A 21,379-nucleotide genomic window follows, 5' to 3' on the forward strand; every position below is an offset into this window, starting at 1 on the left:
ACCGTCATGCCGGGCTTGTCCCAGGCATCCACGGCTATCCCTTAAGCTCCACCATGCGGATCGGCGTGGATGGCCGGGACAAGCCCGGCTATGACGTCCGCATGAGGGAATTCGCGGTGCTTATACCGGTAGCGAGACAAAAGCGAAAAGCCCCGAACGGTGGACCGCCGGGGCTTCTTAGGTCTCGGAAAGGGCGGGAGCCCAATCGACTCAGGTGGAAAAACTCAGGCTGCGAGAGCAGCCTGCGCCTTCTCCACGAGGGCCTTGAACGACTCGGGCTCATGGATGGCGATATCCGAGAGCACCTTGCGATCGACCTCGATGCCGGCCTTGGTGAGACCATCGATAAATCGCGAATAGGTCAGGCCGAGGTCGAGTTCGCGAACGCCGGCGTTGATCCGCTGGATCCAAAGCGCACGGAAGTTGCGCTTCTTAACCTTGCGGTCGCGGTAGGCATACTGCATCGACCGTTCGACGGCGGACTTCGCGGCGCGGATGGTGTTCTTACGACGACCGTAGAAACCCTTGGCGGCCTTGAAGACCTTTTTATGCTTGGCGTGCGAAGTGACGCCACGTTTGACGCGGGACATGGAAAATCTCCTTCGCTAGCTCAGCCGTTGGGCAGGAACGATTTGCGGATAATCCGCGCATCGCTCTCACACAGGATGGTGGTGCCGCGCTGGTTGCGGATCTGGTTGTTGGTCCGCTTGATCATGCCGTGCCGCTTTCCGGCCTGGCCTGCGATCACTTTTCCACTACCGGTCAGACGGAAGCGTTTCTTCGCTCCCGACTTCGTCTTCATCTTGGGCATTTGGCTCTCCGTGGCCGTGATCCGACGCGCGCGTGGCGCGGGATGCTCAGCCTTTGTTGCTGTGAGCGATAAGAACCAGCGCGGCAGCCCTTGTTAGCCGGCCAGTTCAGAAGGCCGCACTCGTTACAGGAGGATGGCGGGAAACGCAAGCGGGGCCCTGCTAAGCCTTCGGCGGGGGCCTGGAAAGCCTTGCGGACGCCGCGGCAACGCCTTGATGCCGCCCCTTCAATCTCGTGTGATCACGCTGGGATAGGGGATCCGATGCTTGCCGCCACGGCTTTAACAGAAAAGCGGCAGGGAGAGACGTCACATGCGTAGTCAGATTTCTATCTTCGCGACGGCCCTCACGATGATGGGTTCCCTCGCACTCACCTCTCCAGGTCACGCCCAGGCGCTCCGCCTCGGCGCCATGCCGGACGCGGCACGCAACGTCCCTGCACCCACTGAACAGGTTCAGTGGCGGGGCGGTGGCGGCGGCCCCGGCTGGAACGGTGGTGGATGGCGCGGCGGCGGAGGGCGCGGTGGCACAGGCTGGAATGGCGGCGGGCCCGGCTGGAACCGCGGTGGCCCTGGCTGGAACGGCGGTGGCCCCGGCTGGAATCGCGGCTGGCGCGGCGGCGGCGGATGGGGTCCGGGTTGGAATCGCGGCTGGGCCGGCGGTGGCTGGGGTGGCCCGGGTTGGGGCGGATGCGGTTGGGGTAATTGCGGCTGGGGCGGTGGTTGGGGACCTGGAGCAGGCTTCGCCACAGGCATCATCGTCGGCTCGGCGATCGCGAGCGCCCCCGGTCCGGTTTATCGCGGGAACGCGGTCGCATACTGTTCCGCAAGGTTCAGATCCTATAATCCTGCCACAGGTACCTACCTCGGCTATGACGGACGACGCCACGCTTGCCCGTGATGTCTGCCGCAGAAACCCGTTCATAATCCAGCGCGTGGAAAGTGATCCGTTCGCACTGATCTATTTCCCCGCCTGGAGCGTTTATCTCCCGAAGGAGACCGAGAAAAATGCGTAAGTTTGTGACCTTCCTCGCCGCCGCGGCCGTGGTGGGCGTCACTGCGGCTTCGGGCGCCAACGCCCAGGCGCTGCGGCCCGCTATGCCGGTGGTGGAGAGCGGCGTGACCAATGTGCAGTGGGGTCCCCGTCCCGGCTGGGGTCCGGGTCCCGGACCTGGCTATTACAACCGCGGCTGCGGCGGCTGGAACAACTGCAATAACAACAATAACGGCGCGGCGGTCGCAGCCGGCGTGATCGGCGGCCTCGCGCTCGGCGCGGCGGCGGCAAGCATCGCCCAGCAGAACAGCCGTCCTCCGGCGGTCTACTACGCCCCTGGCCCCGCCGGTCCCCCTCCCGGCTCGCCGGAATGGTATGCCTATTGCTCGAACCGCTATCGATCGTTCGATCCGCGCACCGGCACCTTCATGGGCTACGACGGGCTGCGCCACGCCTGCCAGTGATCGTCCAGTAATTGATCGGATTGTGAAACATCCTTCGCGGCGGCGCGGAGGGTGTTTTCTCTTGTAAAGGGCCTCAGCCCAGCCCTCTCGCGCGCACCAGTAGGACGCTATCCGCCAGCACCTGCGCTGCTAGACCTTCTGCCAGTGCGTAGCCGTACAGAACGAGACAGGGACCGGACGCTCCGGCCTCCACCGCTGCGTCCACCGCCGGGGGAAGGCGGGAGAGCGACGCCGCGATCACCACCTCCTCGGGACGGGTCGCGGAAAACACCGCCAGCGCCGGCGTTTCCATGTCAATTCCCGCCTCGTCGAGACGGGCCACGAGATCGGCCAGCGTCCGACGCGGCATGTAGACCACGGTGGTGGCAGCGGGGTCGGCAAGCGCCTTGAAGTCCAAATCCTTGGGCAACTTGCCGTCGCGGGCGTGGGCGGTGACGAATTGCAGCCGCCGGGCATGATCGCGATGAGTCAGCGACGTCACGAGACGCCCCGCCGCGCCCTGGGCGGAGGAGATGCCCGGCACCACCTCGACCGGAATGCCGGCGGCACGGCAGGCGGAAATCTCCTCCCCTGCCCGACCGAAGATCATCGGGTCGCCGCCCTTCAGGCGCACCACCCGCCGGCCCTCTTTGGCGAACCGGATCATGAGGGTGTTGATGTCGTCCTGCTTGCAGGAGGGGCGATAGCCGGTCTTGCCCACCAGCATCTTCTTCGCCTCGCGCCGGGCGAAATCCAGCACCTGGGGCGAAACCAGGTCGTCATAGAGCACCACCTCGGCGGATTGCAGCGCGCGCACCGCCTTCAGCGTGAGCAGTTCGGGATCGCCCGGCCCCGCCCCCACCAAAACCACAGAACCTGTGTCGGGCGCGGCGCGCGCGGTCTCGGCGGCGGCGAACAGAGCACGGCGGTCTTCCTCATCCGGCACCCGCTCCGGCGCGGTGAGCGCGCGCGCAGTGAAACCCTCCCAAAAGCTGCGGCGGCCATGAAACGACAGGCCCAGCGCAGACACGGCCGTGCGCCAATCCTGCGCCGCCTGCGCCCACTTCTTGAAACCCAACGGCAGCAGCGCCTCGATCTTGGCGCGGATCGCCTGCCCGAACACCGGGGCGGCGCCATCGGTGGAGATGCCGACCACCAGCGGCGAGCGGTTGACGATGGCACCGAAGGCGAAATCGCAGAAGGCCGGCCGGTCCACCACATTCACCGGTACGCCGGCAGCACGGGCGGCGGCTGCGAAACGGGCGGCCTCCGCATCATCCTCTGCATCGGCGATGGCCAGCGCGCGCCCCTCAAGGTCAGCCGGCTGCCAAAGGCGTTCGACCAGCAGGATCGGGCCGTCGGGCGGGGAGGCCGCAAGTGCGCGCATGTCTGCGCAGGGGTCTGTGGCGAGCACCGAGACATGAGCGCCTGCGGCTGAGAGCAGTTCCGCCTTCCAAACCGCCGGCTCCCCGCCGCCGGCCACCACCACCTGCTTGCCGGCCAGAGCGAAGAACACCGGCAACCGGGCGAGCGGGTCCATGCGCCCGCCACGCCGTTCGCGGGGGGCGCGGGAGATGTCGTCGGTGTCGGCCGGTGGGGCCATTGGTCATCCCTTGAGTAAAACACGTCCCCTCCCCCCTTGCGGGGGAGGGCTGGGGAGGGGGTATGCTTCCGTGCGAGCCTGCGAGAAGGCGCTTGCGACACCGGTACCCCCTCCCCAACCCTCCCCCGCAAGGGGGGGAGGGAGAGCGGCAGAAATCAATGTGTGCGTATGCGAAGGCTTTGCCAAGATGGCGAGAGAAGCGCGCTCAGTGCGCCTCGTCCCAGTTCAGCGCCCCGCGCGCATCGACCTTCAACGGCACCGCCAGTTGTACCGCAGGGAGCGAGGCCTGCTCCATCACCGCGCGGATCACCGGCAGGCTCGCCTCCACCTCGCCTTCAGGCACCTCGAACACCAGTTCATCGTGCACCTGAAGCAGCATGCGGGCGTTGAGCTTGGCCTTCGCCAGGGCCGGCTCCATGCGGATCATCGCCCGGCGAATGATGTCCGCCGCCGTGCCCTGGAGGCGGGCATTGATCGCCGCCCGCTCGTTGAACGCGCGGATCGACGGGTTGGAAGCGGCAATGTCTGGATAATGGCAGCGACGCCCGAAAAGGGTGGTGACGTAGCCATGCTCGCGGCAATAGGTGCGGGTCTCGTCCATATAGGCGCGTATGCCAGGGAAACGCTCGAAATAGCGTCGGATATAGAGCCCCGCCTCCTCGCGCGGGATGCCGAGCTGATTGGCGAGCCCGAAGGCCGAGATTCCGTAGATTATACCGAAATTGATCGCCTTGGCGCGGCGGCGCACCTCGCTCGGCATGCCCTCCACCGGCACGCCGAACATTTCGGATGCCGTCATGGCGTGGATGTCCAGCCCATCCTGGAACGCCTGCCGCAGGCTCGGAATATTGGCGATCTCCGCAAGCAGGCGCAGTTCGATCTGCGAATAATCCGCCGAAACCAGGAGGTTGCCCGGCTCCGCAACGAACGCCTTGCGGATGCGGCGGCCTTCCTCGGTGCGGATCGGGATGTTCTGAAGGTTGGGCTCGGATGAGGACAGGCGGCCGGTGGTGGTCGCCGCCAGCGCATAGCCGGTGTGAACCCGGTTGGTGCGCGGGTTCACGTATCCGGGCAGCGCATCGGTATAGGTGGAGCGCAGCTTGGCGAGTTGCCGCCACTCCAGGATCTTCTGCGGCAGCTTGTGACCGGCCTCCGCCAGTTCCTCCAGCACGTTCGCCTTGGTGGACCACGCGCCTGTGGCGGTCTTGGTGCCGCCGGGCAGGCCCATCCTGCCGAACAGGATGTCGCCCATCTGCTTGGGCGAACCCACATTGAGGCGCTCACCCGCGAGTTCCGCGATCTCGTCCTCCACCCGCGCCGCGCCCTGGGCGAATTCGCTGGACAGGCGCGAGAGCATATTGCGGTCGATGGAGACGCCCCGCGCCTCCATCCGCCCCAGGACCGGAATCAGCGGACGCTCCAGGGTCTCGTAGACCGTGCTCATCCCCTCGGCGGTGAGGCGCGGCTTCAGCACGCGCCACAGCCGCAAGGTCACGTCGGCATCTTCTGCCGCATAGGCGGTGGCGGCCTCTAGCGGCACCTTGTCGAAAGTGATCTGGCCTTTGCCCTTCCCGGCGACCTCGGAGAAGGCGATCGGCTGATGGCCGAGATGGCGCACCGAAAGGTCGTCCATGCCATGATTGTTTCGCCCGGCGTCGAGCGCATAGGACATGCACATGGTGCAGTCGTAGGGCGCGACCACGATGCCGTGACGCGCCAATATGGCGGCGTCATATTTCACGTTGTGGCCGATTTTCAGCGTGCCCTTGTCCTCAAGCATCGGCCGCAGGATCGCCAGCGCCTCCTCGACCGGGATTTGCCCCGGCAGCTTGCCCTCGCTGAACAGGCCGTCCCCCGCGCCAATGTGAGCGAGCGGGATATAGCAGGCCTCGTTCGGCGCCAGCGCCAGGGAGACGCCCACCAGATCCGCCTGCTGCGGGTCGATTCCGGTGGTCTCGGTGTCGAAGGCGACCAGGCCCTGGTCCACAGCGCGCGCGCACCAATCCGTCAGCGTCGCGGCATCGGTGAGCATCTTGTAGCGGGAACGATCCACCTTGACCGCCCGCGCCTCCTGCGCCCGCGCGGTCACGAGATCGGACGGGGTAAGGATATCAGGACGGCCCGACGAGGACGGGCGGGCGACCGGGGCGGGCGCCGCATCTTCCGTCGCCGGTGAAGGCGCCTGCCCGCCGCCCGGCGCAAGCGCGGGGTCGGCCTCGATCGCTGCTGCATCGACCCCGAAGGTCTCGGCGGCGCGGCGCGTGATGGTGGTGAATTCCATGGCCTTGAGGAAGGCAATGAGGCGCTTGCCGTCCGGGTCCTCCAGGACCAGGTTTTCCAGGGGCACCTCGACCGGGACATCGCGCACCAGCGTCACCAGCATCTTCGAAATGCGGGCTTTGTCCTGGTTTTCCTTGTTTTCCAGGGACTCGCGGCGCTTGGGTTGCTTGATCTCCCCGGCGCGAGCCAGAAGCGCATCCAACGAGCCATACTCCTGAATGAGCGCGGAGGCGGTCTTGATGCCGATACCCGGAACGCCGGGAACATTGTCGGTGGAATCCCCGGCCAGTGCCTGGACATCGGTGACCAATTCCGGCGGCACGCCGAAATATTCCAGCACCTCCGGCACGCCGATGCGCCGCTCCGGCCGGGCGCCACGCCCGCCGGCTTCGCCTGAGGCCGGGTCGTACATCCCGACCCGCTCCCCGACCATCTGCATTAAATCCTTGTCGGCCGAGACGATCAGCACGTCCGCGCCAGCCGCCGCCGCTTGGCAGGCGTAGGTGGCGATCAGGTCATCCGCCTCGTAGCGCGCCATCTCGACGGGGATCAGGCCGAACGCCTTCACCGCCTCGCGCATCAGCGGGAATTGGGGGATCAGTTCATCCGGCGGATCGGAGCGGTTTGCCTTGTAGGCGGGATAAAGCTCCTTGCGGAACGAATCCTCGGATTTGTCGAAGATGATGGCGAGATGGGTCGGCTTGATGCCCACCGCCCCCTCGCGGATGAACTGAAACAGCTTGGTGCAGAACAGGCGCACCGCGCCGGTCGGCAGACGGTCCGAGCGAAAATTGTACTTCCGGTCCTGATTGATGGATTGGAAATAGGCGCGGAAGACGAAGGAGGACCCATCCACCAGGAAGACATGGTCACCGGGCTGGATCGGGCGGGGAGCTGCGGACATCGGTGGTTCCATTCGAAGGCGGCGCGCACGATGCCCGACGCCTTCGCCCGGGACAACCCTTAGCCGATCGCCTTCAGCGGCTTCTCAAGCACCGCGAGCACGCGGGGAAGCTCGTGGCCGCGCTTGAGAATAAGGCCGGTCTGCGAGACCACACAGTATTCTCCCTGCCGTCGCGCCAGCTTGGGGTCTTTCTCGATGCGATAGAGCGGCACGTCGAGGGCGCGTCGGAAAATCGAGAACACCGCCTTGTCCCTCAGGAAATCGATGGCGTAGTCCCGCCATTCGCCCGCCGCCACCATGCGCCCGTAGAGATCGAGGATGCGATCAAGCTCGCGCCGGTCAAAAGTCACCCTGACCGGGGGCGGCGATAAGGCGGATGGATGTGTGGTGGTGGTGGATTGTGCACCGGCCGGCTGCGCATGCGCCTGGGCGGCCATACCGGTCTTGCGTAGGGTTTCGACTTCTCCCATCGGGCCTCCTCTTGGACGCGATGGTTCATGATCGTTCGGGTTGCCTCGCCTTGCAAGGGTATTGCGAAGCCGGCTGAGGGGCGACCTCACGGGGTCGTCAACACAATCACACTATGGTCGCTTTTCGGCCCCGACCTCGCCCATGGGCCCCATCATATTCGAAATGTAGCAGGGCCGGTTCGCGGTTGCTCCGGTCTATCCCAGCCCCCCAGCCCCCCGGGGTGACGAGCGGACCGGCCACTGTTACACCTCCAAAACCCCTCCAAAGGCCGCCCTGCGCGGCCTTTTTTCTTGTCTGAAGCCCGCTTCTGCGAGCCCCCAGCTAGTCGGCCGGGCGCTCGCAATGCGCGACAAGCTCAGATTGGCAAGATCAGGGAACGCGCTGCGTCAGCTGGATATTGGGCGGGCCGAACACGTAGACCGGCAGGGACGCCATCGCGGTGCCTGAGAAATGGCTGGTCGAGAGACCGCGCGTCGCGTCGCTGGAGAAACCAGTCGCCACCACCTGTCGCGGCGCCGTCATGAAGGCGGTGAACACCCGCAGCTCCGGTGGGCGCAGATAAGGCTCGGTCGTCAGGCTCGGCGCCACGAACAGCCGTCCGAACGGCACTTCAGCCGTCTTGGACCGCTGGCGCGCCTGGAGCGCGGGAGCGGCGATAACCTCCTGCGACAGCGGCCGGCGGGCATCCAGATCACCACTCGAGGGCGCATAAGAGAGCGTCCCCTCGGGAGCCGTCTGCGAGCCCCGCGTGATGACGGCCGGGAACGGCGCCGGGAATGGTGCAACGCTCGCGGTGAACACCGCGTCAGCCGGCATGGGCCGCCGCAGCGGAAGCGGGGCGGTCGGCAGAGGCGCCACCACCGCCTGTGCGGTTATGATGGCAGCGGTGATCTCCGCAGGCCGGGGCACCGGCAGCGGCTTGGTGGCAACCTTGATCGGGGCGGCGACGGGCGCGGGGGTCTCTTCCGGCGGGGCGGCGCTGGCCACCTTGACCTCGGCGGCCTTAGAGCGGGCGGCGAGCTTGGCGGCCGCCGGAGACACCTCTTCGTCCTCCTCCTCGTCCACCGTTTTGCCGCTGAACAGCGAGGCGAAGAACTTGCGGATGCCGGCACCGGCATCGCCCTGCGCCACCGCGACGGTCTTGCCGCCCTCAAGCTCCGCCAGCGCCTGCTGGTAATTGGCGAGCGGCTTGCCGTCGGCGGGAACGTGGACGGTCTTCTCGTCCGGGAACACCTTGACCAATTGGTCGTGGGTCATGCGCGGCCACATGCGCACGCTGCCGGTGTCCATGTGGACGAAATTATTGCTGGGATAGAAGCCGACGCCGCCGCGCTGCATGCGCAGGCCAGCTGCGCGCAATTCCGCGAGGTTCACGCCGGGGATGAAGAAGTCCATCGCCCTGCCGCGCACATGCTGGCTCTGCTCGGCGACAGCCTTGGAGCGGGATCGAAGCATGGCGTTGGTGGAGGGGGAACGATAGCCGCAGAGAACCTGGATTTCTTCCTTGGCGCCAACGTCGCGATAGACCTCCCAGAGCAGGTCGAACAGCTCGGGGTCCATCTTGGTGGGTTCGGCCTTGCGCCAATCGCGCAGGAACCAGTTCAGCTTCTTCAGCACGTCGTCGTCGTAGCGACCTTCCTTCTTGAAGGTGAAGGCGCCGCTTTCGCCGGTGTGGGCATTCTCAAGATAGATCGTGCGGGTGTCGCCGTTTGCCGCCGCGTTCTGAAGCGAAGTCGTACCCACCAGGATGAGGGTGAGAGCAGCGGCGGCGGCGCGCGTCCGGCGCGCCGATACTGCGGCGCGGGCAAGGACGGGGATACGCTGAAAAATCTGCAATGTCGCGAACCCGAGGCTCAATTCTATCTCTCTGCCGCGCACCTGAATGCGCGACGCGAAACTCAACAGAGTCTTGCCGGGTTCGGTTAAGGGCGTATTGACGCCACCGTTCCCCCCGAACGAATACGCGAAATTCGCGACTTTCGCTTCGGTCACGGTGACGTGAGTAGAGGGAGAGTGTGGCGAAAACGTGCTAGTTCCATGCGACAAAAAAATCACGAACAAGCACTAACTATGCAGTAGCATGAGAAATTCGGATTGCGGCGGATTTTTAACGCGCGCGGTCCAGCGATTATGGTTGCTGGATTCTTAAGCATGGCTGCAATTGTCCACAGCATCGCCATGCATCAAGCCAACGTCTTCATGGTCGGCAGTGCCGACCATGAAGACGTTGAAGAGGCTAGCGGGCCACCGTCTTGGCCTTGCCGGACGCGAGGTGCTGCGCACCCGTGAGACCCAGCAACTCCTTCACGCGCTCGTCGATTCCGTAGATGTCCGGGCGCATGGACAACTGGCCGGAGGCATCAACAAGTGCCGTGAAATAGACCAGGTGCACCGGGATGCGGCGCTTCAGGTTGATGTACCGCTCCTGCCCGCCGAACATCTTGCTGATCTTGGTCTCGGTCCACCCGTCGTTAGGCATGCCCAGGGTGAAGATGACCTCGCCGAAGGACAGAGGATCCTGAACCCGCACGCAGCCGTGGCTGTAGGCGCGCTTCTCGTTTGCGAACAGGCTGCGCGAGGCGGTGTCGTGCAGATAGACCGAGTGGTCGTTCGGGAACATGAACTTGATGCGCCCGAGCGCATTGCGCTCGCCGGGCGGCTGGCGGAACGAGTAGCCCCCGAGCCCGGCCTGCCAATTCACCGTGCCGGGATCGATCGCCCGGCCGCCGCGCTCGATTTCGATGCCCTGGCGCTTGAGATAATAGGGATCGCGCTGGAGGTTCGGCAGCATCTCCTTGCGGGCGATGTTGGCCGGGATGTTCCAGGAGGGGTTCACCACGACATATTCCATGTCGTGAGTCAGCAGCGGGGTCTGGGTATCCGGCTTGCCGACCACCACGCGGGTCTCGTGGATCATGCGCCCGCCGTCATTGATGCGGACCATATATTCCGGGATGTTCACCATCACATTGGCCGAGCCGAGGTCACGGGGCAGCCAGCGCCAGCGTTCCATGTTGGCGATGATGTCGGCCACGCGGTCGGCGGGATTTGCAAAGCCATTCAGGGCATCGACCGTGCCGGTGCCGACCTTGCCGTCCGGCTCCAGCCCGTTTTCCGCCTGGAAGAAGCGCACCGCGTCCACCAGTTCGTAATCGTACAGCCGCTCGTTCGTCTGCGTCTTGCCGGCCTTCAGGCCAAGACGCTGGCGAAGCACCGGCACACGCACATCCACATCGCCCGGCTTCAGGCTCGGGCCAGTCGGCACGCGGGGCAGAGAGGCGCGCGTGGAAGAGGTGTTGCGCGCCTCGGCCAGCTTCGCCTTGAGGGCGAGATAGCCGGGGTGGGGCGGGTTGAAGGCTTCCAGCGCGGCGCTGGCATCCGGCGCGCTCGCCAGAGTGTGCAGAACCCCGAGCGCATCGGGAATGCTGCGGGTGGGGGTGGTGAGGGCCGAAACCCGGATAGGATCAAACCGCCCGGCCTGGGCGTGGCGCGCATAAAGCAGCGCGCTCGCGGCAAGGCGCAGTTCCGCCTGCGCGAGGCTGCCGGCATCCGCTTCGGCGGTGATCGGCTGGAACTTGTAGTCGGCGGGCTCCAGGCCGTCCTTACCGGCCCCGGCGAAGCGGGCGAGGATTGCCTTTCCGCGTGCATTGTAGCCACGGGCGTCGACGAACACCGGCGCATCGGCGCGCGCGCCATAGAAGGCAGCGATGGCTTCCTGATCCTTGCCGGCCGGAATCGGCGTGGCGGACAGGAGGCGGGCGATGGATTGGGCAATCGGCGCCAGCGGATCGGCCGGAACCTGGGCAACCGGGGCCTGAACCGCCGGCGTTTGAGCCGTGGGGGCGGGGGTCGCAGCGGCCGGCGCATTGCCTACCTGGACATGCGGCGCAGTGGACGGGACCACCGGTGCTTCCGCCTTCATCGGCGCCGCATCCAGCCCGGTCGCGGGTGCCGGCTCGGCCGGCAAGTCCACCACCACGGGCACGGGCGCTTCGGCAGGGGCTTCCGCAGTGACTGGCGCGGAGGTGACGGGCGCGGAGACCTCGGCCGGCCTCTCCTCGGGCAGCGGGATATTGCCGGAGGCGCTCACACCGGCGTGGGGATGCGTCTGGGGGTGCGCGGTGCCATCGCCAGGAACCGGCGCCTCACCCATGCGGTGCTCGGGCACGCGGTCTCCGCCCTCGGTGGATGCGGCATCCGCGGTGCCCATCCCGGCATCACCGCTGACCGGCACGCCCTGCGTGTAACCTGCGGCCGGAAGCGCCAGACCGGAGGCCAGCACGGCAAACACATAAAGCGGCTTCTTCCCACGCCAGGCCATCGGCCTCTCCAATCCGCGCACGCACAACCGGACCATCGGTCCGGACCAGGAAAATCGTCGTTAGTCGCAGGACATGCCGGCGCCAGAGCTTGCACCGGCGGCGCGCCAGTTCAAATCACAAGCTCAGGCGCCGCCCTGTTATCCACCTCGTCACTCAGCAGCAACGGAAAGCGAAGCTAGAGGTTCCGCCACCACAAGGCCAAGTTCGCCGATGCGGCGATAAAGCGTCGAGCGGCCGATACCGAGACGCCGCGCGACCTCGCTCATCCGACCGCCATAAAGCGCCATGGCCGCGCGAATCACGTCCTTTTCCAGATGTGCCAAGGGGCGGGCATGGCCGCTGCGATCCACCAGGGGGAGATTGTCCTCTGCCTCGAAAGGATCACGCGCCGGCGTGGGAAACGCCACCACATTGATTTCCGAACGCACGCAATCGTGAGCCGAGCGGGGCGCCTCTTTCCCGAAGGCACCGCGCGACAGCGCCGCATGCGCCAGCGCGTTGGCGATCGTGACCTTCAGGCGCAACGCGCCGGCGGGTTTCACCACGAAATCCCGTGCGCCGGCCCGCAGCGCGGATTCGACCGCGTCGATCCCGGCCGGCGTCACGGCGGCGACGACTGGCACGTCGATGCCCCGCGCATCCATCGCGCGCAGGACGCCCATGCCGTCCAGTCCCGGCAGAACCAGATCCAGCAGAACGCAATCGAAGCCTTCCGCCGCAAGGCGTGCCAGCGCCGCATCGCCATCTTCCGCGTGCACGCAGACATGGCCGAGGCACGCCAGGGCGGAGATAAGACGGCGTGCTTCCACGGCATCGTCTTCAACAACAAGAATACGGTGGCTCATGGGACTCCGCGCACGCTGATTCTGCGAGCTTGGACGGCGCACGGTTAAGAGATGTCTAAGCCCAGTGCACGGCGCGCGCTTCCATCGGCGCCCTTCGCGCATTATGAGACGTCACTGACGGGTTTCGATCCGTACTGCCGGAGGTCTCATGCGCTTATCCCCGACGTTCGCGGCCGAACTCGCCACCGCTCCCGCCACAGTGGACGTCCTGCCCGAGTGGAATCTCACCGACCTGTATCCGGCGATGGATTCCCCTGCCCTCGCGGCGGACCTGGAAACCGGTGACGCCGCCTGCAAGGCGTTCGAGGACGCCTACAAGGGCAAGCTTGCCGATCTTCTCGCGGGGCCGAACGCCGGAGACGCACTCGGCGCTGCGGTGAAGCGGTATGAGGAGATCGATGACCTGCTCGGGCGCATCGCCTCCTATGGCAGCTTGGTCTATGCTGGAAACACCGCCGACCCCGTGCGAGCCAAATTCTACGGCGACATCCAGGAGCGCCTCACCGACGCCTCCACGCATCTGTTGTTTTTCACCCTGGAATTGAACCGCCTGGACGATGCGGCGCTGGAAACCGCCATGTCGGTGCCCGCCCTCGGCCATTACCGGCCGTTCCTGGAAGACCTGCGCAAGGACAAGGAATTCCAGCTCGAAGACCGCATCGAGCAGCTGTTCCACGAGAAATCGAACCCTTCGCGCGGGTCGTGGGGCCGGCTGTTCGACGAGACTATCTCGAGCCTGCGCTTCCCGGTGAACGGCCAGGAACTCGCCATCGAGCCGACGCTCAACATGATGCAGGACACGCGGGAGGAGGTGCGCAAGACCGCGGGCCTTGCCCTCGCGGACGTGCTCTCCAAGAACCTGCGCCTGTTCACGCTCATCACCAACACGCTGGCGAAGGACAAGGAAATCTCCGATCGGTGGCGGGGCTTTCCTGATGTCGCCTCCTCCCGCCACCTCGCCAACCGGGTGGAAAAGGAAGTGGTGGACGCCATGGTGGACGCGATCCGCGCGTCCTTCCCGCGTCTGTCGCATCGCTATTACACGCTGAAGGCGCACTGGTTCGGCAAGGACAAGCTGGAGTTCTGGGACCGCAATGCGCCGCTCCCCAAGGTAGAAACCCGTGACATCGCCTGGGGCGAGGCGCGCGACACCGTGCTGGGCGCCTATGGCGCGTTCTCGCCGCGCATGGCGGACATCGCCCGGACGTTCTTCGACAAGAACTGGATCGATGCGCCGGTGCGTCCGGGCAAGTCGCCGGGCGCCTTCGCGCACCCGACCGTCCCCTCGGCCCACCCCTATGTGCTGCTCAACTACCAGGGCAAGCCGCGGGACGTGATGACGCTGGCCCATGAACTCGGCCACGGCGTGCATCAGGTGCTGGCGGGGCGCCAGGGCGCACTGATGGCGCCGACCCCGCTGACCCTAGCGGAAACCGCCTCGGTGTTCGGCGAGATGCTGACCTTCCGCAAGCTGCTGAGCCATGCGGAAACGCCGTTGAACCGCAAGATCATGCTCGCCCAGAAGGTAGAGGACATGATCAACACCGTGGTTCGGCAGACCGCCTTTTATTCCTTCGAGCGCCTGGTGCACACCGAGCGGCGCAAGGGCGAACTGACATCGGACCAGATCAACGCCCTGTGGATGCAGGTGCAGAGCGAGAGCCTCGGGCCGGGGATCAATCTCAGCGCGGGCTACGAGACGTTCTGGACCTACATCCCGCACTTCATCCATTCGCCGTTCTACGTCTACGCCTACTCTTTCGGCGACTGCCTCGTGAACTCGCTCTACGGGGTCTACCAGAACGCCTCGGACGGTTTCGCGGAGCGGTATCTGGAAATGCTGTCGGCGGGCGGCACCAAGCACCATGCCGAGTTGCTGGCACCCTTCGGCCTTGATGCCCGCGACCCCGCCTTCTGGCAGACCGGCCTCAACCTGATCGACAGCATGATCACCGAGTTGGAGCAGGCCGAAGTCGCCTGAACCCGCCCACCTCCATAAAAAATGCCCGGGCAGTGCCCGGGCATTTTTCTTTTCGGCAGTAAGATTTTTGGCAGAAAAAGCAGTACCGGAGAATCACATCTTGTCGCGCGCGGCGAGCGCGGCGGAGAGACCCTTCAGCGAAACCGGCAGCGTCACTTGCGCCTGGTTGCGATCCTGGAACACCAGCGAAGCAGGTCCGGTGGCCGAATTCAGAGCCGTGGCTTCCAGCGACGTCAGGTCCATATCGGCGATGCAGGCGCGGATGCAGAACTTGAAGGTGGCTGCGAGCGCCTTGCCATTTTCGCCCGCGGTGAACGAGGCCCCACCGGGCAGCCACACGCCGACCGGAAGCTGGAGCACGAGGCGCAACGGCCCGTCGCTCTTGAGCTTGCCGAACACCACCTGCGCGGTGAGATTCTGTTGCTGGTTGCCGATCTGAAGGGTCTGCGCCACTTCGCACACCTTGGCACCGCCGGTGCTCTCGCCCCGCTCGCAGCGCACCACCCAGTCTTCATAGGTGGCACTGGTGCGGGTCGGGCCGCCGTCCGCCGCCGCTGGCTGAGACGCTGCCGGCTTCGCGGCGGCGGGAGGCGGGGTGGCAGGCTTCCGTGGCTGGGTCTGTGCGGCGGGAGGCGTGGCGGAAGGCGAGCTGGGCGCAGCAGGCGTCTGAGCCGTTGCGGAACCCGCAGCCATGAGGAGCGTCAGGCCCGCCAGCAGGCCGGCGCGCAAGCCGCCCTTGGGAAGGGGCGCGCGCGCAGTGGAGGGATCAAAGGTCATCACGGGCTCTCGCTAGAAAACAGATCGCAGCAGTGCATATCAATACCGGGCGGCGGTGCCAACCGGAGGTGCGCGTCATCCACGCGCGGTGGTCCGTTGCGCAGTGCGATGTTCACGGCTTAGCATGGCGCGAAATACTGGGGATTTTCGTGATGATCCGTTCCGCCCGCGCCTGTGCCCTCGCTGTTCTCCTCACCCTCGCCCCCACCCTGGCGTTCGCCCATACCGGCATCGGCGATGCCCACGGCTTCACGCACGGCTTCATGCACCCCATCACCGGCCTCGACCATGTTCTGGCCATGGTGACGGTTGGTATCTTCGCTTGGCAGCTTGGCGGACGCGCCGTGTGGGCGGTTCCGGCGACCTTCGTGGCGCTGATGGCGGTGGGGGGAGCGCTCGGTATCTCCGGTGTCGACGTGCCGTTCGTGGAGATCGGCATCGCCCTCTCGGTCGTCGTGCTGGGCGCGGCCGTTGCGTTCGGCGTGAAGGCGCCACTTGTGGCAGCTATGGCGGTGGTCGGCCTGTTCGCCGTGTTCCACGGTCACGCCCACGGCGCGGAAATGCCGGAAAGCGCCGACGGCCTCGCCTATGGCTTCGGCTTCATGCTTGCCACTGCCATCCTTCACCTCGTCGGCTTGGCGGCGGGCATAGCCATCGGCCGATTTGGTGAAACCCATGGCCAGGTGTTCGTGCGCGGCACGGGCGCGGCCGTCGCGGTGGCCGGCGTGGCGTTGCTGGCTGGAATCGCCTGAGCCTCAGGAGGCCGCCAGCACGAGGCGCGGCTGGCGGGAGAGAAAGCCTTCCGCCAGTTCAACCGTGCCGCGCGTGTAGGCGGCCCCCAGGCTCTGCGCCGTCGGGGTCTCGGCATGCGAGGCGATCCAGGCGGTGAGCAGGATGCGCCTCAGCATGACGAACAGCGGAATCTGCGCCGCCCGCGCGTCGGAGAGCGGCATGCGGGTGCGATAGCCTTCGACCCAGGCCTTCAGCAGGTCGTCCACATAGGGCTCATGCTCGATGAACGAGATCGCCGCGGCGAAGTCGTAGAGAAACCAGGAGAAGCCGCAGTCGTCGAAATCGATCAGGGTGAGCCTGTCGCCATCCACCAGCAGATTGGCAAGGCGCAGGTCGGCATGGATGAGGCCGAAATCCCCCTCATCCTCACCGATGCGCTTCAGTTCCTCTTCCAGCACGGCAACCGTGCGCTCCAGCACCGCACGGCCCGGCGCGTCGAGCCCGACAGCTGCCCGCCAGTCGCCCCAAAGCCTTCGGCGACCGAGCATGGTGTCAAAATTCCACACCTTGCGGGTGAAACCCCTCGGCCGCGCCCAGGTGCGCGCGTGGTGATGCAGGCCGGCATTGATCGCGCCGAGATGGCCGAACCAGGAGGCGAGATCGTCACCTTCCGCCGGCTCCTTGCCCGGAATGAACTCGAACGCCACCACCTGGCGATCCGTCCCCGCATCGTCGATATCGGCAATGAGAGAGCCGTCGCGTAATGGGATCGGGTGGGGAATGGCAATGTTCCCGGCGACCCTTAAGGCCTCGATCCAGGCGAGTTCCGAACTGATCTCCGCGCGGCTGTGATAGCCTGGCCGGTGAACACGAAATACCATGTCCCGCGCCCCTGTCCCGGTGGCGCGGAACGTGGCGTTCTCGGAAATGGCGAGCAGGTCAAGCCGGGTGTCTGGCCTCACCTCCCAAAGCGGCAGCGCCTGCCTCAGGCCATTTTCCATCCGCGCGAGAAAACCGGCGTCATACACGGCAGGTTCGGTTCCGATATTTCATGTGATTTTCAAACGCATCACGGCGCGCCGACGCAACTCCCGCCGGGAATAATATCGTCGAGGATGAGCCGCAGGCTGGTACCGGTCAATGCGGCGTCGGCGCCCCTGACGCCACGCACAGCCCGCAGAACACGGGACGGCGCAAGCCACCGCCAAACGGCGCATTGATGCGGACGCGCCTTCAGGCCATAGGATCAGGCAGGCACCTTCCGTGTTCCCATCTCAGTGTTCCCAATGGGCGAAGCCGCACCGCGACCCTCCTCCCCGCCTCGACGCACCCTCCGGCCCGAGCCGGGGGTCAGCATCGACCTGTCAGCCGCCGTCGTGGCCGTGACGGCGGAGGAGCCGCGCGTTCTCGCGCTGCATGGGGGCGAGCGCCCGGCGCTGCCCTCCGGCCCGCTTGAGCCGGCGCATCGCACGCTGGAGGCGGGCCTGCGCTCCTGGGTGGAACGGCAGACCAATCAGAAGCTGAATTATATCGAGCAGCTTTACACCTTCGGCGATCTCGACCGGCACGATGCCGGGGCGCGCGCGCTCTCGGTCGCCTACCTCGCCCTGGTGCGCGAGGCGCGACCGGCGGGCGAGATGGAAGCGGCGTGGCTCGGTTGGTACGGCTGCTTTCCCTGGGAGGACTGGCGCGACGGACGCCCGGCCATCCTCGATGCGATCGAGGTGGCGCTGGAAGCCTGGGCGCAGGTGGCGCCGGACGCCAAGACCGCCGAGATCCGCCGCCAGCGCCGCCACCTCGCCTTCGGGGAAGGGCTTGCCTGGAACGATGAGCGGGTGCTGGAACGTTACGAACTGCTCTATGAGGCCGGGCTGGTGCAGGAAGCAGCCGGTGAGGAAGGCGCGCGACCGTCGTCTCCGCCGCTCGGCCGCGCCATGGCGTTCGACCATCGCCGCATCCTCGCCACCGCCATCGGCCGGCTGCGGGGCAAGATCAAGTATCGCCCCGTGGTGTTTGAATTGATGCCCCCCGCCTTCACCCTGCTGCAGCTTCAGCGCGCTGTGGAAGCCCTCTCCGGCATGCGGCTGCATAAGCAGAATTTCCGCAGGCTCGTGGAGACCCAGGGTCTCGTGGAAGAAACCGGAGAGACGATCACCGGCACCGGCGGGCGCCCCGCCCGCCTGGTGCGCTTCCGCCGCGACGTGCTGATCGAGCGGCCCGCCCCCGGCGTTCGCCCCTCGGCCGGACGGCGTTGAACGGCGGCTACGCGTCGAGCACAGCCGCCCCTTCAAGGATCACGCCCGCCCCGTGAACGACGGCACGCTCCAGGGCGGATGCTTCCACCGCGAGGTTCTCCGCGAAGAAGCGCGCCACCGAGATGCGGGCAGCATGGCGCTTATCCTCAGCCCCGCCCGCCGCATGGGCAGCCAGAGCGACGCGGGCGAGATAGGCGCCCCCGGCAGCGCGGGCAAATAGCGCGAGATATGGCGTTGCCCCCGCCAGCGCCTTCTCCATCTCCTCCGGCACCCAGTCGAGCATCTGGCGCGTCGCGCGGCCGAGCGCATCCACCGCTTCCGACAGGCGCTCGCCGGCGTGGCCAAACGCGGGGTCGTTCAGCGCCGACACGTCCGCCGCAACGGTGCGGTAATCATCGATCAGCCCCTCCACCAGCGTGCCTCCGCCAAGGGTGAGCTTGCGGGTGACGAGATCGATCGCCTGGATGCCGTTGGTGCCCTCGTAGATGGCGAAGATGCGGGCATCGCGCATGTGCTGGGCGGCGCCGGTCTCCTCGATATAGCCCATGCCACCGTGCACCTGGACACCGAGCGAGGATACCTTGATGCCCGCGTCGGTGGAGAAAGCCTTCGCCACCGGCGTGAGCAGGCTCGCCTCGGCCAGCGCCGCCGCCTTCAAGTTCGGATCGGTGAGGCGCCGCGCGCGATCCAGCGCGTCGGCGGTCTTCAGGCAGATGGCGCGGGCGGCGTCGGTCTCGGCGCGCATGGTCAAGAGCATGCGCCGCACGTCGGGATGCTGGATGATCGGGCTCATGCCGGCGCCTTCCGCGCCCGGCGCGCTGCCCTGGCGACGCTCGTGGGCGAACGCGAAGGCGCGCTGCGTGGCGCGCTCAGCCACCGCGACGCCCTGGACGCCGACCGCGAGGCGGGCGTTGTTCATCATCGTGAACATGCAGGCGAGGCCCCGGTTCTCCTCGCCCACCAGCCAGCCGACCGCTCCTTCGCCCTTGTCACCGAACACCATGGTGCAGGTGGGCGAGCCGTGGATGCCCATCTTGTGCTCCAGCCCGGTCGCCACAATGTCGTTGCGCGCGCCCAGCGTCCCGTCCGCATTGACCAGGATTTTCGGCACCAGAAACAGCGAAATGCCCCGCGTCCCCGCAGGCGCGTCCGGCAGGCGGGCAAGCACGAGATGGACGATGTTGTCGGCGATGTCGTGCTCGCCGTAGGAGATGAAAATCTTGGTGCCGAAGATGCGATAGGTGCCATCCCCCGCCCGCTCGGCGCGGGCGCGCAGCGCCGCGAGATCCGAGCCCGCCTGCGGCTCGGTGAGGTTCATGGTGCCGGTCCACGCCCCGCTGACCAGCTTTTCCAGATAGGTGTCCTGCAACGCCTTGGAGCCGTGCTGGGTCAGCGCCTCGATGGCGCCCATGGTGAGCACCGGGCCGAGCGCGAAGGCCGGGGCGGCGCTGTTCCAGAATTCCGTAAGCGCGGACGTGACCACGCAAGGCAGATGTTGGCCGCCGAACGCTTCCTCGGCGAAAACCCCGTTCCATCCCGCCGCTGTCCAGGCCGCATAGGCTTCCCGCCAGCCGGGCGCGGTGGTTACGGTGCCGTCCTTCAAGGTGTTGCCCACCGTGTCGCCAACCCGGTCGAGCGGCGCGATCACTTCGGCGGCGAACTTGCCGGCCTCTTGGAGCACGCTGTCCACCACATCGAAGGACAGGTCCACCAGCCCTTCCTCCATCAGGCGCGGAAGCGAGGTGCAGGTCTTCAGGAAGAACGAAACCTCTTCCACGGGCGCACGATAGGACATGACTGGACCCCTCCGCCGGCACACGCGCCGCATTGACCTGACACCGCTCGCGGCCTTATGCGGAGGCCGCTTGGCGGGCACACAATTCGATGCGGGAGCCCGCGTTCGTCAAGCCCCCACCGGGAAAGGTCCGATGACCTCAAGCCGCACCTATGACGCGCTGCGCGCCACCCGCACACTGACCACACGCGGAACCGCCCGCGCGGCGGCGATGAATGCGGCGGCGCGCGCCATCCACGAGGGCGGTCTGGTCGCCTTCCCGACAGAGACAGTCTATGGCCTCGGCGCCGATGCCGGCGATCCGCGCGCGGTGGCCGGGGTCTACGCGGCGAAGGGGCGCCCGGCCTTCAACCCCTTGATTTCCCATGTGCCTGATACCGCGGCTGCGGCACGGCTAGGTGATTTCTGCGATGCGGCGGAACGGCTTGCCGCTGCCTTCTGGCCCGGTCCCCTCACGCTGGTGGTGCCCTGCCGGGATACGCGGGCGGTCTGCGATCTCGCCCGCGCCGGGCTCGACACGCTGGCGCTTCGGGTGCCCGCCCATGCCGTGGGGCTGGACTTTTTGCGCGCGGTCGGGCGGCCGGTGGTCGGGCCGAGCGCGAACCGCTCGGGACACGTCTCCCCCACCGATGCCGCCCATGTGGCGGCGGATCTTCATGGGCGGATCGATGTCATCCTGGATGCCGGCCCCTGCCAGGTCGGGGTTGAATCCACCATCGTCGACTGTTCCGGCCCGCGCCCGACGCTTTTGCGCCCCGGCGGCCTCGCCCGGGGCGAGATCGAGCGCGTGCTCGGCCACGCCCTCGCCGATGCCGACGCCACCGACGCCGAGCGGCCGAGCGCGCCCGGTCGCCTCGCCTCCCATTACGCCCCTCGCGCCATTGTGCGTCTGGAGGCGCGGGACGTGGCGCCGGGGGAGGCGCTGCTCACCTTCGCCGGCAACCTTCCGCCGGGTGCGCAGAACGCCTCAATCGTGCTCGACCTCAGCCCGGACGGCGACCTCATCGAGGCCGCCGCAAGCCTTTATGGCGCCCTGCGGCGGCTGGACGGCCTCGGGGCATCGTCCATCGCCGTGGTGCCCTTGCCCCGCGACGGGCTGGGCGAAGCCATCGCCGACCGTCTCAACCGCGCCGCCGCGCCCCGCCCGCTGATGCCAGAGGACAACTGAA

At 66.7% G+C, this 21,379-nt stretch carries 17 protein-coding genes; 6 read left to right on the forward strand and 11 right to left on the reverse strand.

Features of this window, described 5'->3' with window-relative positions; all coding sequences use genetic code 11:
- Window positions 1–224: 224 nt before the first annotated feature.
- On the reverse strand, window positions 225–590 hold the full coding sequence (gene rplT / locus ADADO0_RS03925; RefSeq protein WP_511303782.1) for a 50S ribosomal protein L20: 366 nt from the start codon (window positions 588–590) through the stop codon (window positions 225–227).
- A gap of 20 nt (window positions 591–610) precedes the next feature.
- Window positions 611–811 (reverse strand): 50S ribosomal protein L35, encoded by a 201-nt coding sequence (rpmI, locus tag ADADO0_RS03930; RefSeq protein ID WP_511303783.1) that lies wholly within the window; start codon window positions 809–811, stop codon window positions 611–613.
- A gap of 310 nt (window positions 812–1,121) precedes the next feature.
- Between rpmI and ADADO0_RS03935 the strand changes: the two genes are divergently transcribed.
- Both ADADO0_RS03935 and ADADO0_RS03940 read left to right on the forward strand, forming a co-directional pair.
- Window positions 1,122–1,709: a BA14K family protein gene (locus ADADO0_RS03935; RefSeq protein WP_511303784.1), complete on the forward strand. Its 588-nt coding sequence runs from the start codon at window positions 1,122–1,124 to the stop codon at window positions 1,707–1,709.
- Window positions 1,710–1,816: 107 nt separating this feature from the next.
- Complete coding sequence (locus ADADO0_RS03940; RefSeq protein ID WP_511303785.1) at window positions 1,817–2,266, forward strand: BA14K family protein; 450 nt, start codon at window positions 1,817–1,819, stop codon at window positions 2,264–2,266.
- Window positions 2,267–2,339: 73 nt separating this feature from the next.
- Here ADADO0_RS03940 and cysG read toward each other — a convergent pair whose 3' ends face one another.
- The 6 genes from cysG to ADADO0_RS03970 form a co-directional block, all read right to left on the reverse strand.
- Entirely contained in the window at window positions 2,340–3,848 is a 1,509-nt protein-coding gene (gene cysG / locus ADADO0_RS03945) for a siroheme synthase CysG (RefSeq protein WP_511303786.1), read from the reverse strand.
- 205 nt (window positions 3,849–4,053) lie between these two features.
- Complete coding sequence (gene polA, locus ADADO0_RS03950) at window positions 4,054–7,032, reverse strand: DNA polymerase I (protein WP_511303787.1); 2,979 nt, start codon at window positions 7,030–7,032, stop codon at window positions 4,054–4,056.
- A gap of 59 nt (window positions 7,033–7,091) precedes the next feature.
- Window positions 7,092–7,502, reverse strand: a complete 411-nt coding sequence (locus ADADO0_RS03955; protein WP_511303788.1) for a DUF2794 domain-containing protein — start codon at window positions 7,500–7,502, stop codon at window positions 7,092–7,094.
- A 370-nt stretch (window positions 7,503–7,872) separates the two neighbouring features.
- Complete coding sequence (gene mepK / locus ADADO0_RS03960) at window positions 7,873–9,360, reverse strand: peptidoglycan L,D-endopeptidase MepK (protein WP_511303789.1); 1,488 nt, start codon at window positions 9,358–9,360, stop codon at window positions 7,873–7,875.
- Between the two features lie 379 nt (window positions 9,361–9,739).
- Window positions 9,740–11,824: a L,D-transpeptidase family protein gene (locus tag ADADO0_RS03965; RefSeq protein WP_511303790.1), complete on the reverse strand. Its 2,085-nt coding sequence runs from the start codon at window positions 11,822–11,824 to the stop codon at window positions 9,740–9,742.
- 150 nt (window positions 11,825–11,974) lie between these two features.
- On the reverse strand, window positions 11,975–12,670 hold the full coding sequence (locus ADADO0_RS03970; protein WP_511303791.1) for a response regulator transcription factor: 696 nt from the start codon (window positions 12,668–12,670) through the stop codon (window positions 11,975–11,977).
- A 148-nt stretch (window positions 12,671–12,818) separates the two neighbouring features.
- Here ADADO0_RS03970 and ADADO0_RS03975 point away from each other — a divergent pair, with 148 nt between their 5' ends.
- Window positions 12,819–14,651, forward strand: a complete 1,833-nt coding sequence (locus ADADO0_RS03975; protein WP_511303792.1) for a M3 family oligoendopeptidase — start codon at window positions 12,819–12,821, stop codon at window positions 14,649–14,651.
- A 93-nt stretch (window positions 14,652–14,744) separates the two neighbouring features.
- Here the strand turns inward: ADADO0_RS03975 and ADADO0_RS03980 are convergent, their stop codons facing one another.
- Entirely contained in the window at window positions 14,745–15,428 is a 684-nt protein-coding gene (locus tag ADADO0_RS03980; protein WP_511303793.1) for an invasion associated locus B family protein, read from the reverse strand.
- 152 nt (window positions 15,429–15,580) lie between these two features.
- On the opposite strand from ADADO0_RS03980, the gene ADADO0_RS03985 reads away from it, so the two are divergent.
- A complete protein-coding gene (locus tag ADADO0_RS03985; protein WP_511303794.1) occupies window positions 15,581–16,180 on the forward strand; it encodes a HupE/UreJ family protein in 600 nt (199 codons plus the stop codon).
- Between the two features lie 3 nt (window positions 16,181–16,183).
- Here ADADO0_RS03985 and ADADO0_RS03990 read toward each other — a convergent pair whose 3' ends face one another.
- The gene (locus ADADO0_RS03990) at window positions 16,184–17,188 is read right to left on the reverse strand and encodes a phosphotransferase enzyme family protein (RefSeq protein ID WP_511303795.1); all 1,005 of its coding nucleotides are present in this window, start codon (window positions 17,186–17,188) and stop codon (window positions 16,184–16,186) included.
- Between the two features lie 258 nt (window positions 17,189–17,446).
- On the opposite strand from ADADO0_RS03990, the gene ADADO0_RS03995 reads away from it, so the two are divergent.
- Window positions 17,447–18,415 carry an NUDIX hydrolase gene (locus tag ADADO0_RS03995; protein ID WP_511303796.1) on the forward strand — a complete coding sequence of 323 codons (969 nt, stop codon included), beginning with the start codon at window positions 17,447–17,449 and terminating at the stop codon, window positions 18,413–18,415.
- 7 nt (window positions 18,416–18,422) lie between these two features.
- Here the strand turns inward: ADADO0_RS03995 and ADADO0_RS04000 are convergent, their stop codons facing one another.
- Entirely contained in the window at window positions 18,423–20,210 is a 1,788-nt protein-coding gene (locus ADADO0_RS04000; protein ID WP_511303797.1) for an acyl-CoA dehydrogenase family protein, read from the reverse strand.
- A 211-nt stretch (window positions 20,211–20,421) separates the two neighbouring features.
- Between ADADO0_RS04000 and ADADO0_RS04005 the strand changes: the two genes are divergently transcribed.
- A complete protein-coding gene (locus tag ADADO0_RS04005) occupies window positions 20,422–21,378 on the forward strand; it encodes an L-threonylcarbamoyladenylate synthase (RefSeq protein ID WP_511303884.1) in 957 nt (318 codons plus the stop codon).
- Window position 21,379: the final 1 nt, after the last annotated feature.

Source organism: Aquabacter sp. (genome assembly GCF_965279295.1).
Lineage (GTDB): Bacteria > Pseudomonadota > Alphaproteobacteria > Rhizobiales > Xanthobacteraceae > Aquabacter.

Coding starts and splice junctions, on each gene's coding strand:
- cysG (WP_511303786.1), bottom strand. CDS start 3,848: ATGGCCCCACCGGCCGACACCGACGACATCTCCCGCGCCCCCCGCGAA.
- rplT (WP_511303782.1), bottom strand. CDS start 590: ATGTCCCGCGTCAAACGTGGCGTCACTTCGCACGCCAAGCATAAAAAG.
- ADADO0_RS03980 (WP_511303793.1), bottom strand. CDS start 15,428: ATGACCTTTGATCCCTCCACTGCGCGCGCGCCCCTTCCCAAGGGCGGC.
- ADADO0_RS03995 (WP_511303796.1), top strand. CDS start 17,447: ATGGGCGAAGCCGCACCGCGACCCTCCTCCCCGCCTCGACGCACCCTC.
- rpmI (WP_511303783.1), bottom strand. CDS start 811: ATGCCCAAGATGAAGACGAAGTCGGGAGCGAAGAAACGCTTCCGTCTG.
- ADADO0_RS03955 (WP_511303788.1), bottom strand. CDS start 7,502: ATGGGAGAAGTCGAAACCCTACGCAAGACCGGTATGGCCGCCCAGGCG.
- ADADO0_RS03965 (WP_511303790.1), bottom strand. CDS start 11,824: ATGGCCTGGCGTGGGAAGAAGCCGCTTTATGTGTTTGCCGTGCTGGCC.
- ADADO0_RS03985 (WP_511303794.1), top strand. CDS start 15,581: ATGATCCGTTCCGCCCGCGCCTGTGCCCTCGCTGTTCTCCTCACCCTC.
- ADADO0_RS03970 (WP_511303791.1), bottom strand. CDS start 12,670: ATGAGCCACCGTATTCTTGTTGTTGAAGACGATGCCGTGGAAGCACGC.
- ADADO0_RS04005 (WP_511303884.1), top strand. CDS start 20,422: ATGAATGCGGCGGCGCGCGCCATCCACGAGGGCGGTCTGGTCGCCTTC.
- ADADO0_RS04000 (WP_511303797.1), bottom strand. CDS start 20,210: ATGTCCTATCGTGCGCCCGTGGAAGAGGTTTCGTTCTTCCTGAAGACC.
- polA (WP_511303787.1), bottom strand. CDS start 7,032: ATGTCCGCAGCTCCCCGCCCGATCCAGCCCGGTGACCATGTCTTCCTG.
- ADADO0_RS03975 (WP_511303792.1), top strand. CDS start 12,819: ATGCGCTTATCCCCGACGTTCGCGGCCGAACTCGCCACCGCTCCCGCC.
- ADADO0_RS03935 (WP_511303784.1), top strand. CDS start 1,122: ATGCGTAGTCAGATTTCTATCTTCGCGACGGCCCTCACGATGATGGGT.
- ADADO0_RS03940 (WP_511303785.1), top strand. CDS start 1,817: ATGCGTAAGTTTGTGACCTTCCTCGCCGCCGCGGCCGTGGTGGGCGTC.